At 56.3% G+C, this 12,497-nt stretch carries 10 protein-coding genes; 4 read left to right on the top strand and 6 right to left on the bottom strand.

Features of this window, described 5'->3' with window-relative positions; translation table 11 throughout:
- Window positions 1–79: 79 nt before the first annotated feature.
- The 6 genes from DFP90_RS18070 to DFP90_RS18045 form a co-directional block, all read right to left on the bottom strand.
- A complete protein-coding gene (locus tag DFP90_RS18070; protein ID WP_115937964.1) occupies window positions 80–859 on the bottom strand; it encodes a hypothetical protein in 780 nt (259 codons plus the stop codon).
- Window positions 860–1,004: 145 nt separating this feature from the next.
- Window positions 1,005–1,727, bottom strand: coding sequence for a copper resistance protein B (locus tag DFP90_RS18065; RefSeq protein ID WP_115937962.1), 723 nt, complete (start codon window positions 1,725–1,727; stop codon window positions 1,005–1,007).
- A gap of 2 nt (window positions 1,728–1,729) precedes the next feature.
- Complete coding sequence (locus DFP90_RS18060) at window positions 1,730–3,379, bottom strand: copper resistance system multicopper oxidase (RefSeq protein ID WP_115937960.1); 1,650 nt, start codon at window positions 3,377–3,379, stop codon at window positions 1,730–1,732.
- A 31-nt stretch (window positions 3,380–3,410) separates the two neighbouring features.
- Complete coding sequence (locus tag DFP90_RS18055; protein WP_218044721.1) at window positions 3,411–4,013, bottom strand: cupredoxin domain-containing protein; 603 nt, start codon at window positions 4,011–4,013, stop codon at window positions 3,411–3,413.
- A 202-nt stretch (window positions 4,014–4,215) separates the two neighbouring features.
- Complete coding sequence (locus DFP90_RS18050) at window positions 4,216–4,539, bottom strand: hypothetical protein (protein ID WP_115937958.1); 324 nt, start codon at window positions 4,537–4,539, stop codon at window positions 4,216–4,218.
- A 405-nt stretch (window positions 4,540–4,944) separates the two neighbouring features.
- On the bottom strand, window positions 4,945–6,561 hold the full coding sequence (locus DFP90_RS18045) for a BCCT family transporter (protein ID WP_115938003.1): 1,617 nt from the start codon (window positions 6,559–6,561) through the stop codon (window positions 4,945–4,947).
- A 311-nt stretch (window positions 6,562–6,872) separates the two neighbouring features.
- On the opposite strand from DFP90_RS18045, the gene DFP90_RS18035 reads away from it, so the two are divergent.
- From DFP90_RS18035 to DFP90_RS18020, 4 genes are all read left to right on the top strand, one after another.
- Window positions 6,873–7,799 (top strand): LysR substrate-binding domain-containing protein, encoded by a 927-nt coding sequence (locus DFP90_RS18035; RefSeq protein ID WP_115938001.1) that lies wholly within the window; start codon window positions 6,873–6,875, stop codon window positions 7,797–7,799.
- A gap of 99 nt (window positions 7,800–7,898) precedes the next feature.
- Window positions 7,899–9,320 (top strand): M24 family metallopeptidase, encoded by a 1,422-nt coding sequence (locus DFP90_RS18030; protein ID WP_115937999.1) that lies wholly within the window; start codon window positions 7,899–7,901, stop codon window positions 9,318–9,320.
- A 541-nt stretch (window positions 9,321–9,861) separates the two neighbouring features.
- Window positions 9,862–11,436, top strand: a complete 1,575-nt coding sequence (locus DFP90_RS18025) for a BCCT family transporter (RefSeq protein ID WP_115937953.1) — start codon at window positions 9,862–9,864, stop codon at window positions 11,434–11,436.
- A 230-nt stretch (window positions 11,437–11,666) separates the two neighbouring features.
- Complete coding sequence (locus tag DFP90_RS18020; RefSeq protein ID WP_115937951.1) at window positions 11,667–12,485, top strand: transporter substrate-binding domain-containing protein; 819 nt, start codon at window positions 11,667–11,669, stop codon at window positions 12,483–12,485.
- The last annotated feature ends 12 nt before the right edge of the window (window positions 12,486–12,497 follow it).

The following is a 12,497-nucleotide window of genomic DNA, read 5'->3' as shown; positions in this document are numbered from 1 at the left end:
ATCTGTTCTTCGCTAAATCGACTGCGCTTCATGTCCGTCTCCTTTTATTGGACGGACTCTACTCATTTTTGGAGGAGTTTTAAGGGCTCACGTCAGCCAGGCGGTTCACCCGCTTTTGCAGCCGGGGAATCAGATAGATCTGCAGCGGCACCAGGGTGAGCGCGCCGGCCGCCAAAACCGGATCCTGCAGGAAGAAAAAGGTGAGGATGGTGAAGAAGGTGCCCGCCTGCTGCAGCGGCAAGACGAAGGCCTCGCCGGAAAAGCCGCCGATCGGCTCCACCTCCTGGGTCAGCAGCGGAATCATGGCGGCCTGGCCCGTTTCCGCTGCACGCGCGGGCCAGCGGCGCAGGATTTTCAGGCGCAACCGCCTGGTCATGCGTTCGGCCAGACGGCCCTGCCACAGATTGATCAGGAATTTGGCATAGCCCGTGCCGGCGACCGCCGCTAGATAGCCAAAGCTGAGCAAGAGCAGGAATGAGATTTTGTCGAAAGAGTATCCTACGAAGATCCACGGGAAATTCTCGCCGTTTATGGCTTCATTGATGATGGTTTTGGGCAGTTCCAGGCTGGCATAGAAGATCGGCAAGGAAGCAAGCGCCATCATCAACAGCAGGATCTGTGCCCGCCGGCTGTGGCGGTAGAAATAGCGCAGCGGATGGCCGGAAAGGCTCCTTTGCCGGATGGCTCGGCGCAACCTTCCGGTCAGATGCCCGATCAATGCCAGGAAGAGGGTCAGGAAAGCCAGGGGCACAAAGACCACTGACATATGCACCACCACATGAAACCACCAGTGGCTGTGCTGCATGGTTGGGCCGATCACCCATTCGGTCAGGTCGTGAAGCGGGGTCAGGATATCCATTTTTTGAGGGAAGGGGCACCGGCGGATTTGCGCCGGTGCCTGTTGCTGATCAGTGATGGGTGAAGGTGGCGAGGCCGGCCAGGATCGAGAGCAGAGCGCTCAAAACCAGGCCGGCCAGGATGAACCGCTTCATATTCTCTGTCCGTCAGAACCAGAAGCTGATCCCCGCCACCAGGGCGGTGGCAGAAACCTCCTCCCCCTCGGCGCGGGCCATGTCGGCGGTTTCGCCCAGTTTGCGTTCCCACTGGAGACCGGCATAAGGCGCAAACTCGCGCTCGATCTCGTAGCGTAGGCGCAGGCCCAGCTCCAAATCGTTAAAGCCGCTGCCCAATTCCTGGTTGGGTACCTCCTGGAAGGCGGCGTTCACTTCAAGAGAGGGCTGAAGCACCAGTTTCTGGGTCAGCAGCAGCTCATATTCTGCCTCGACCCTGGCCGAGAGATCGCCATCGTCACTGAGGAAAGAGGCAAGATTAACCTCGAACCATTGCGGGGCCAGCCCCTGGAAACCAAGCACCGCGAATGTGCGTTCCGGTTCCGGCTTGAAATCCTGGCGCAGGCCCGCCTGCAGGTCGAAGAAATCGGAGATATTGCGGCTGTAGAGCAATTGCGCCTGTGCGGATTCCAAATCCCCGCCCAGAATCTTTTCACCCTCGGTCTTCAGCCAGGCTTTGTTTTCGTCCGTGCCGACCCAGCCCTGGATGTCCCAATTCAGGCTGTCCTGGTCCTCGCCATAGCGATATTCAAACTCTTCCGCCTGGATCAGGTAATGGATGGCATTGTCGCTCACCTCCGCCCGGGCGGAGCTGGTCAGGAGTGCCGCCATCAACAGCAGGGTCGCCGGACCGGTTGCTTTTACATTCATGGTCATGATCACTCTCCTACCGGTGCGGTCAACGATGAGAGGTCCGGGGTCTCCTCCACCACGACCTTGCGGAACATGCCGGTCGCCATGTGATAGAGCAGATGGCAGTGGAAGGCCCATTCGCCCAGCGCATCGGCGGTCACATCCACCGTCAATGTCTGGCCGGGGGGCACATTGACCGTATGTTTGAGCGGGTTAAACTCGCCCTTGCCGGTATCCAGTTGCATCCACATGCCGTGCAGATGCATAGGGTGGCTCATCATGGTTTCATTGACGAATTTGATCCGGACCCGCTCGCCATAGGCCAGTTTCACCGGGTCTGCATCGGAATATTTGATCCCGTTGATCGACCAGTAATAGCGCTCCATATTGCCGGTCAGCCGCAATTCGATCTCCCGTTCGGGCGCGCGGTAATCCTCAACCGCCTTCAGGGATTTCAGATCGCCATAGACCAGGATCTTGCCGCCATTGGCGGCTTCCGGCGCAATGCCGCTTTTCATAGCGTCACCGGACATGCCGGCCATATTGCTGTGATCCATGCCGGCCATGTCACCGGTTTCACCCTTTGCGTCCATCTCCATTGCGCCGTGATCCATGCCCATATCGGCCATGGTCAGCAACGGACGCTCGCGCAGCTTGGGCAGGGCCGGTGTTGCTGTCGTTTCTTCTGCGGTCAGGGTCGCGCGGGCAAAGCCGGTGCGGTCGATGGATTCTGCCAGGATCTGATAGGCTGTATCCTCTTTGGGGCGGACAATCACGTCATAGGTTTCGGCAACGGCGATGCGAAACTCATCCACTTTTACCGGTTTGACATTATTGCCGTCCGCCTGGACCACGGTCATTTCCAGGCCCGGGATGCGGACATCGAAATAACTCATGGCAGAACCGTTGATGAAACGCAGGCGCACCCGCTCGCCTGGTTTGAACAGCCCGGTCCAGTTCTGATCCGGATTGCGCCCGTTGACCAGGAAGGTATAGCCGGAGACATCGGCAATATCGGTCGGTGTCATGCGCATATTGCCCCAGGCAACACGGTCGCTGATCGTCTCGGCCAGGCCGATTTGCGCCACATCTTCGAAGAAATCACCAACCGTGCGCTGGCCGTAATTGTAATAATCGCTCTGCTTTTTCAGGTTGGCCAGAACATCATTGGGGTCCTCATTGGTCCAGTCGGACAGGAGGATGGTATAGTCCCGATCGACCCGAAAAGGCTCACGTTTGGCGGCATCAATGACCAGCGGGCCATAAACCCCGGCTTGTTCCTGCAGGCCGGAATGGCTGTGGTACCAATAGGTGCCGTTTTGGTTGGCGGTGAATTTATAGGTGAAGGTCTCGCCTGGCTTAATGCCGTCGAAACTGATGCCGGGGACGCCATCCATCTGGTAGGGCAGGATCAGCCCGTGCCAATGGATTGAGCTGTCTTCCTCCAGGTTGTTGGTGACATTCAAGGTGATCTCTTCACCTTCCCGGAACCGCAGTTCGGGGCCCGGGATCTGCCCGTTGATGCCCATGGCGGGGCGCAGCTCTCCGCCTATATCGGTCATGACCTCGTCAATGGTCAGGTTATAAATGCCGGCCTTTGCCGACAGGGAGGCCAGGGAGAGGCTGCCCAGAAATAGGGCAGCCGCAACCGGCTTCGCTTGATTAAGGAAGCTCATTTTCTATTGCTCTTAGTTGTATGAAACGGAATCAGGAGGCGTCTGCCGGACCGGCCTGTTTAAAGGCGCCGACCATGCCACTGTCATAATGGCCCGGCACATTGCAGGCGAATTCCAGGTTATCCGCCTCGCCGAAGGTCCAGATCAGTTCGGCCTGCTCACCGGGTTGGACAAAGACGCTGTTGGGGCTGTCATGCTCCATGCCGCCCATTTCCATGTTGCCCTTGTCCATATTGCTCATGCCCATACTGTCATGATCCATACCCATCATGGATCCGTGATCCATGCCGTCCATATTCATGCTTTCCATCATTTCGGCCATTTCCTCCTGATGGGCTTCATGCATCTCCGGCGTGCCGAGATTAAATTCATGCAGGCCGTCGCCTTGGTTGGAGAGGATGAATTTGATCGTTTCGCCCGAGCGGATCTCGATGCTTTCCGGGTCGAAATAGTTATCGTCCAGGCTAATTTCGATCACCCGGTCGACGGTCGCTTCCTGGCCGGGTTTGCCGATGGCGTCATTATGGTTGCCGCCGGGCGAGGCGAGGGCATAGCCGGTGCCCAAACCAAGTGCCATGATCAGGCCAATTGCGGTGAGGGATTGGCGGGTTTTGTTTGTGAAGTTTTTCATCATCGTGCCTTTCGGGCCGCAGGCGGGCCGGACCCGGTAAGAACCGTGACCCTAGGCTTCCGAACCTGCAAAACCATAGATTTTTCATATTGTGGGTTGGTCCTTGGACCGAACCGCGGGAATTCAAAGGAAATTCAGTCTATGGAGCCGACCGCGGGAACCCATCTGGCGAGGCAGAAGGGCAAATTGCATGCGGCCGGGCCTGTCAGGCGCGGGGGGGGCGTTCCGGTGGCAGGTGCATCTGGCCCTGACGGTTGACATCCTCAATCATGAAACGCAGTGGTCGCGATGCATGTTGCGCTAATCCGTTGCTGAGGATGGGGGAAACACCGGTGCAAAAAACGGAACAGGCCGCGCTGTCCGTATGATGGCTGGCCGGGGGATGATCGTCGCCCTCCACATGATCGGCCATGCCGGTATCACTGGCTTGAGACGCAAGCGCAGAAGGACCGGCCCCATTATGATCCATGGTCATGGCGGCATTGGCCACGCCGGATACGGCGAGCCCCAATGTCAGCAATATGGCCATGAATAGTTTCATAGTAAAAAGGGTCCAATAGTTGGTCGATCAACAGGGATATAGGGCTTCCCCCTGGTGGAAGGTCAAGCGGGGGAGTGTCGGAATTTTCTCCTTTTGGAGAGGTGGTTTGTTAGGGTTTTGATAATATTGGGAAAATTCATGTATTCTGACGCGCGTCTAGGCTGATTTTAACCAAATTCGTGACGTTTCCGGAATTCAGTGACGGGCGGTAACGGCCCGGTTCCGGACGCCATGAATGCGCGCGCCGGAGGGTGGAAAACCGGTATCGACCACTGCCCTGACCGCTTTAGTCATCAGACCCTGTCCCCCCAAAAAAAGGGGAGCAGTTCAAAAAACCGCTCCCCCGAGGTCGCCCCGCATTTTTTTGGGAAGCTGCGGGTTGGGTTAGAAAAATTATGCCTTTTCGACAGCCATGGGGCTCTGCCCTTCGCGGCGGCTCTGGAAAAGCGATTTGGTCATGGAGATACACATCAGCACCATGACCAGACTGAAGGGAAGGGCGCCAATGATCATGGCTTTCTGGATCGCGCCCAGGCCGCCTGCCAGCAGCAGGGATCCGACAACGAGGGTCAGGATCGTGCCCCAAATAATACGGTGCCGGGTGTCAGGTTCGCTGTTGCCGCCGGCCATGATGGTGTTCAGGACCAGGACACCGGAATCGGCGCTGGTCACCAGGTAAGTGATGATCAAAATGCCGCAGGCGATGGAGACAATGCCGCCCAAAAGGCCGCTGTCCAGCATGCCGATGGTGACAAATAGGACCGATCCGATATCACTGCCAACAGCTGCGATGATCGCCCCTTTTGCCGGGCCATTCAGTTCCAGATCCAGTCCGGTGCCGCCCAGCATGCTCATCCACAAGAAACACATAAGCGAAGGCACAATGACACAGCCAAAGACAAATTCACGGATGGTGCGGCCCTTGGAAATGCGTGCCAGGAACAGACCCACAAAAGGAGCAAACGCAATCCACCAAGCCCAATAAAGAATGGTCCATCCCGTCTGCCATTGACCAAGATCTGTGGTGGCGTCCCAGACATTGAAGGTAAGCGGGATCAGATTGGCACCGTAATCCAGCAGGCTTTCGCCGAATAAGCCGAAACCGTAGGCGGTGGAACCCGCAAGCAGGAAGAAACCCAGCAGGCCGAAAGACAGATACATATTGATCTGGCTGAGCCAGTTGACCCCGCGTTTAACCCCGGTCACGGCGGAGATGGTTGCCAGTACCATGATCACCAGAAGGGCGGTGATGATGGCGACAGGGGAGGGCACGCCTTCGGCATCCACCAGGCCGCCGATGCCAAAGATATATTCGGTGCCGGAAACCAGCTGGGTCACACCGGCCCCGACGGAGGTGGCGATGCCAAGGGTGGTGGCCACCACGGCCAGAATATCCACCACATGGCCAAGAGGCCCGTTGAGGCGTTTGCCGAATAATGGCAACAGGGTCGAGCGGATAGTCAGCGGCAGGCCCTTGGGATAGGCGAAATAGGCCATGGCCAGACCGGCAGCAACATAGACGCCCCAGGCATGCAGGCCCCAATGCAGGAAGGTATAGCGCATGGCGCTTGAAACCGCGGCTGATGTGGCGCCCTCAGTGCCAGTCTGGATCAATTCCGGGTTGGTCTGGAAATGATAAAGCGGCTCGCCGATGGAATAAAACATCAGGCCGATGCCCATGCCGGCGGAAAACATCATCGAGAACCAGGCAAAGAAGGAAAATTCAGGCCGCTCGTCATCTTTACCGAGCCGGATTTTGCCGAACGGGCTCAAGGCACAGAACAGGCAAAAGATCAGGAACAGCGCGACGGCATAGATGTAATAGCTGTTGAAGGTGGCCAGCAACAGGCTGTTCAGCTGGCCAAGGGCCGAGACCGCATGGTCGGGAAAGGCGGCGGCATAGATTACCAGCAAAGCCACAACGGCTTTGCTGGCCAGGGTGACCGGCGGGTTGAGGCCGGCATAAAGCCCGCGCTCCGACAGGCCGACTTTGACATGTTTGGGATTCACAGTGGGTTCCCCTTTCTTGTTCAATGGTTTCCAGGCATGTCGCCAGGGGCGTCGGGGCGCATGCCGGTCTTGTCCAGATGGGCACCGAAGTGGCACTGCCGGGTGCAAAAGAGATGGCGGCGAACGCAATAATCAGGATTTTTGTAATAACTATCCTTTATGTGTATTGCGTCCATCACCGGCGGATTTTTCACCGGGTATTCCCCATTTATGCCTGTGAAGGCTTGTTATTTTTGTTTTCAGGAAAGTATGGTTGCGATGCATATTGCGTCAATGCACCGAATTCTTATCAATTTGGATAATCAATGGTTATGAAGAGTTTTCGTCATCGTCTACCGCCGCTCAACAGCTTGATGGTGTTCGAGGCTGCGGCGCGTCATGGCAATTTCACCGCCGCGGCGAAAGAGCTGCATGTGTCCCAGGCGGCGGTCAGCAAGCAGATTATGTTGTTGGAGGATCATCTGGGCGTTACGCTTTTTGAGCGTTCGGGGCGCCGGGTCTTGCTGACTGCCAGAGGGCAGCTATTGCAGGAAAAGGTCAATGCCTCCTTCAATTATCTTGCGGACAGTGTCGAAGGAATCACAGCCAAGCAGCAGGATCGCCCGGTGTTGACCCTCTCGGCCAATACGGCAACCTCACATTTCTGGCTGTCAAACGCGATTAATGAGTTTTATCGTGCGCATCCGGGACACCCGATCAGTTTCCGCGTTATTACCTCGGACCTGACTCGCGACCAGTTTTCCGACGATGTGGATATTGCGCTGGCCTATGATCCGGGCACCCGGATCGGTTGGTCGATGATTGAGCTGTTTGCGGAGGAACTGTTCCCTGTGGCCGCGCCGGACTATCTGGAGCGTCATCCTATTGAAGGTGATGATCCGGCTATCCTGTTTGGTCATGACCTGTTGGATTTTGAACGGATCGAGCCAAACTGGATTAACTGGAAGATCTGGCTGACCCGCTTGGGGCAGGATTGCCAGGGGCTGCAGATTGCCAAGAAATTCAACAATTACACAATGCTGATCGATGCTGCTGAACGGGGGCAGGGGGTGACGCTTGGTGCGCGTTATCTTCTGGATGCCAAACTGGAGCAAGGCTCGTTGACAAAGGTGATGGATGTCTCAATCCAGACGGGCCGCGGTTACTTCCTAGCGCTTAATGAAAAACGGCCGCTCACGGATGATTTGCGCCTGGTCTATAACTGGTTTTGGCAGCAGAATGAGAATTTTAATAACTAATAGTTATCATAATTCATGAATATTCAGGGGATTTAACCGATTTGAACGGCGATATAGGCTGATCTTCAATTACTTCTGGGAATGTTGGAGATCACCTTGATGACCATGTTCGACTGGCATGCGGACCGAAGCGACCTGAAGGGACTGGCGTTCCTGGACCGTGAGCCTGTGGATCTGAATATCGATATGGAGGCGGTACGCCAATATCGCCTGGCGAGCATCCGCCGGGAGATGAAGAAACGGGATATCGGGGCGCTCGTCCTGTCCTGCCCGATTAATATCCGCTATGCCTCTGACGCCCGCAACATGCAGGTCTTTTGTTCCCGCAATACCCCGTCGCGCTATCTGCTGATCACCGAAGGCCGCACAATTCTCTATGAATTCACCGGCTGTGAGCATCTGTCCGCTGGTCTGGATACTGTGGATGAGGTTCGTGCCGCCATGACCGCCAGTTTCGTGGCTGCCGGTCCCCAGATTGCCGAGCGTGAACGGGGCTGGGCCCGGGAAATGCTGGCAACCATCACCGAGTTGACCGGGGCCGGGGTGACGGTGGGCCTGGAACGGATGAATGCCGGGACCGCGCTGGCGCTGGCGGAGCTGGGCGTGCGCATTGTTGATGCACAGGAACCGGTTGAGATGGCGCGCTGCATCAAGTCGGCGGAAGAAATAAAATGCGTTGAGGCCTCCTTGCGGGCGACCGAACGCGGTGTTTCCATGCTGCGCGATGCGATCCGTCCCGGAATGACGGAAAACCAGCTTTGGTCGATTCTTCATCAGGCGGTGATTGCCCAGAATGGCGATTATGTGGAGACCAGGCTTTTGAGCGCGGGTGAGCGCACCAATCCCTGGTTCCAGGAAAGCTCAGACCATGTGATCGGTGCCAACAGCCTGGTGGCGTTGGATACGGATGTAGTGGGCTGTTTTGGCTATTATTCCGATTTTTCCCGCACCTTTCATGTGGGGCCGGCCAGGCCGTCGGAAGACCAGAAGACGCTCTATAAGGTGGCGCTGGAGCAGGTTTATCACAATATTTCAATCCTGAAGCCCGGTCTCACCTTCCAGGAATATTCGGAACAAGCCTGGACGATCCCGGAAAAATATATCGACAACCGTTATTACCTTTCCTCCCACGGGGTGGGGATGACCGGTGAATATCCCTATCTCTATCATCGCAAGGACTATCCGGCGGCCGGGTATGACGGCGTGGTGGAACCCGGCATGACCATCTGTGTCGAGGCCTATATCGGCGAAAATGGCGGTCATGAAGGGGTTAAGCTGGAGCAGCAATGCCTGATCACTGACACAGGTGTTGAAATTCTCTCGCGCTTCCCGTTCGAGGAAAACCTGCTGGATGACTTCCATGTGCCCGGTTTCCGGGTGCCAAAGGCCAAACAAGGTGTTTCCCTGCTGCCGGGGATCGCGGCCCAGGTCACCGGCCAACAGAGACAGCCTGACATGGCCCGGACCGTTAATGACAAGACAAGCGGCGATGCCGGGGCGCCGTTGGCCCGACCAACCTGATCACCTGTGTGGCAGAACCCACTATGGTAGGCGCCAATAAACTTATCAGTCATCCCATCTTGGCAGTCCTGCTGATAAAAAAAGAGGGGCCGCAGATCGGCGGCCCCAGACTTCGAGGGATATAATACTGCCATCCTGCGTGAAAAAAACAGCGGACAATTACACATCAACGGCAGTTTATTAGAAAACTACGACGCTAGGCTCAGCCTGCCTTTCGGCCCTGAAGGCACATCTTCCTAATTATTTGACTTGATTTATGAATCCGCCCCGGCCTAGGCTTGAGGCAGGACGAGGAGCACCTGTTTCCGTGTCCGGCATTCATGGGAAGCCCGGCCAATTCTAACAGAGCCGGGTCTGAGGCCGGAAAAATCACGGACTGGGAATGCCCGGGTTGAACAGCCGGGTGAAGCTGGGTCGATGCATAATGTGTCGGCCCTGTAATGGCGGTTCCGAGAGGCCGCGCACGGCGTGCGCAGGAGAAGAAAAAAATCCACGAATTTGCGTGCGTGATTCAAGCCTTATTCAAGGGGAGAGTTGCGGTATGAGCGACAAAAAACTTTATGATACAGATTACGAGCTGGGGCAGGACAATCTCCAGCGTTTTGGCATGGATGTGCATCATCCTGTCTTCTGGATCGCAAGCGGGCTGGTAATTCTGTTTGTGGTCGGTGTCCTGATGGCACCGGAAGCCTCCAAAGGGTGGTTTGATGGCGCCAAATGGTGGTCCATCGGCCAGTTTGACTGGCTTTTCATGGTGGCAGGCAACATCTTTGTATTGTTCAGCCTGGCCCTGATCATCCTGCCGGTCGGTAAGATCCGGCTGGGGGGGCCGGACGCAAAACCTGAATTTACCAGGCTGTCCTGGTTCGCGATGCTATTCGCGGCCGGCATGGGGATCGGCCTGATGTTCTGGTCGGTGGCAGAGCCGACAGCCTATTTCACCGGTTGGTATGAAACGCCGCTGGGGGTGACCGCGAACAGCCCGGAAGCGGCCCCGATGGCGATGAGTGCGACCATGTTCCATTGGGGGCTTCATCCCTGGGCGATTTATGCGGTGGTGGCCCTGTCATTGGCCTTCTTCTCCTATAACAAAGGATTGCCGCTGACGATCCGGTCAGCCTTTTATCCGCTGATCAAGGATCATTCCTGGGGGCCGTTTGGCCATCTGATTGATGTGATCGCGGTGGTGGCAACTTTGTTCGGTCTTGCGACCTCGCTGGGGTTTGGGGCACAGCAGGCCTCCGCTGGGTTGGAGTTTCTGTTCGGCATCAAGGCAGGGATCAACAGCCAGGTGGCGATCATCGTCGGGGTGACGGCCGTTGCGCTGGTTTCCGTCTTGCGCGGGCTCGATGGTGGCGTGAAGGTTCTTTCCAACATCAATATGGGGTTGGCCGGGCTGCTGATGCTGTTTGTGCTCATTGCTGGTCCGACCGCCATTATTTTCATCACCATGGGTGATACCCTGCTGCATTATCTGATGAATATCGTGCCGCTTTCCAATTGGGTCGACCGGTCGGACGAGGCATGGATGCAGGGCTGGACGGTCTTCTATTGGGCCTGGTGGATTTCCTGGTCCCCGTTCGTCGGCATGTTCATCGCCCGCATTTCCAAAGGCCGGACGGTTCGTGAATTCATCGTTGCAGTCCTGTTGGTACCGACGCTCGTGACCCTGGTTTGGATGTCGATCTTTGGCGGATCCGCCCTGGATCAGGTGCAAAACGGTGTTGGTGCCCTGGCCAACGGTATTGATAAAGTGGAGCTGGCCATGTTCCAGATGCTCCAGAACCTGCCGATGGCGACCATCACCTCTGCCTTGGGGATTGTGCTGGTATTGGTCTTCTTTATCACCTCTTCGGATAGTGGATCGCTGGTCATTGATGCGATCACCGCCGGTGGCAAGGTGGATGCGCCTGCCATGCAACGTACCTTCTGGGTGGTGATTGAAGGCGTAGTAGCAGCTGTCCTGCTGTTTGGCGGGGGGGCCGAGGCCTTGACCGCGCTTCAGGCGGCGGCGATCACAGTAGGGCTGCCCTTCACCCTGGTTCTGCTTGCCATGTGTGTCTGTGTCTATATGGGCCTCAGCCATGAGAAAAAATACGGGTTCCAGAATTACTGATCCCGAATAATGAAGTGAAGATTGAGCCCCTGCCGGATTCGGCAGGGGCTTTTTTTTGTCCATATCTCTCCATTAAAACAAAGTGTTAGTTGGTTGATGGCTCCGCCTCTTCATAAGTAGTCTTGCTTTCACATTCATTCTGATATATCAGAAATATATAACAATAAGAGATGAGACATTTTATGGCCGTCTTCGGCGCATTCCGGACGGTTCTGAACAGGAGAAATCAAATGGGATTATTCAAGAAAACAGCGTTTGCCGCCGTGGCTGCCGCTCTATCCGTCACCGCCGGTTTCGGCGTTGCCAAGGCGGACAAGCTGGATGATGTGATCAATGCAGGTGTGCTGCGCTGTGGCGTGGTGCTGGATTTCCCGCCGATCGGCTATCGCGATGAAAATAACGAACCCGCTGGGTTCGACGTGGAATATTGCAAGGATCTGGCAAAGGCGCTTGAGGTGGATTACGAGATCCTGCCCGCGACCTGGGCCGAACGTCTGCCGATGATTGTTGCCAACCGGGCCGATGTGGTGTTTGGCGCGACATCCGATTCCCTGGCGCGTGCCAAGACGGTCGGCTTCACCATTCCCTACGCGATTTATTATGCGCAGGCGGTTGTCGGCAAGGATAGCGGTGTCGAAACCTTTGAAGATCTTAAGGGCAAGCGGGTTGCAGCAGCCGTCGGAACGGTGCCGGAACAGGAATTCCTGAAGATCGCCAAGGAATGGGGCACCGAGGACCTTTATCAGGGCTATCAGAGTGAGAATGAGGTTTTCCTGGCGGTTGCCCAGGGCAAGGCCGATGTGGGGATCACCACCAACACCACGGTCAAACCGATCACCGAGCAGTATGACACGGTGGTTGCCGGGCCGCGCATGCCCTGGACCACGGATTATACCTCTGTTGTTGGCCCCAGGACGGATTACGGCTGGCTGAATTACCTGAATTTGTTTGTCACCCATCAGGTTCGCTCTGGTCGTTACGAGGAATTGTGGGCGCAGTTTGTCGGCGGGGAAGCCCCGGAACTGCGGATCCCGAACGTGATGTACTAACCCAAACTTGGT

Origin of the sequence: Aestuariispira insulae, assembly GCF_003385955.1 — a bacterium.
In the GTDB taxonomy this organism is placed as follows: domain Bacteria; phylum Pseudomonadota; class Alphaproteobacteria; order UBA8366; family Aestuariispiraceae; genus Aestuariispira; species Aestuariispira insulae.
This window is presented reverse-complemented; position numbering and strand designations above follow the sequence as displayed.

Bases quoted from the DNA above. Each gene is read 5' to 3' on its own strand.
- DFP90_RS18070 (WP_115937964.1), bottom strand. From the start codon at position 859: ATGGATATCCTGACCCCGCTTCACGACCTGACCGAATGGGTGATCGGC.
- DFP90_RS18065 (WP_115937962.1), bottom strand. From the start codon at position 1,727: ATGACCATGAATGTAAAAGCAACCGGTCCGGCGACCCTGCTGTTGATG.
- DFP90_RS18060 (WP_115937960.1), bottom strand. From the start codon at position 3,379: ATGAGCTTCCTTAATCAAGCGAAGCCGGTTGCGGCTGCCCTATTTCTG.
- DFP90_RS18055 (WP_218044721.1), bottom strand. From the start codon at position 4,013: ATGATGAAAAACTTCACAAACAAAACCCGCCAATCCCTCACCGCAATT.
- DFP90_RS18050 (WP_115937958.1), bottom strand. From the start codon at position 4,539: ATGGCCATATTGCTGACATTGGGGCTCGCCGTATCCGGCGTGGCCAAT.
- DFP90_RS18035 (WP_115938001.1), top strand. From the start codon at position 6,873: ATGAAGAGTTTTCGTCATCGTCTACCGCCGCTCAACAGCTTGATGGTG.
- DFP90_RS18030 (WP_115937999.1), top strand. From the start codon at position 7,899: ATGACCATGTTCGACTGGCATGCGGACCGAAGCGACCTGAAGGGACTG.
- DFP90_RS18025 (WP_115937953.1), top strand. From the start codon at position 9,862: ATGAGCGACAAAAAACTTTATGATACAGATTACGAGCTGGGGCAGGAC.
- DFP90_RS18020 (WP_115937951.1), top strand. From the start codon at position 11,667: ATGGGATTATTCAAGAAAACAGCGTTTGCCGCCGTGGCTGCCGCTCTA.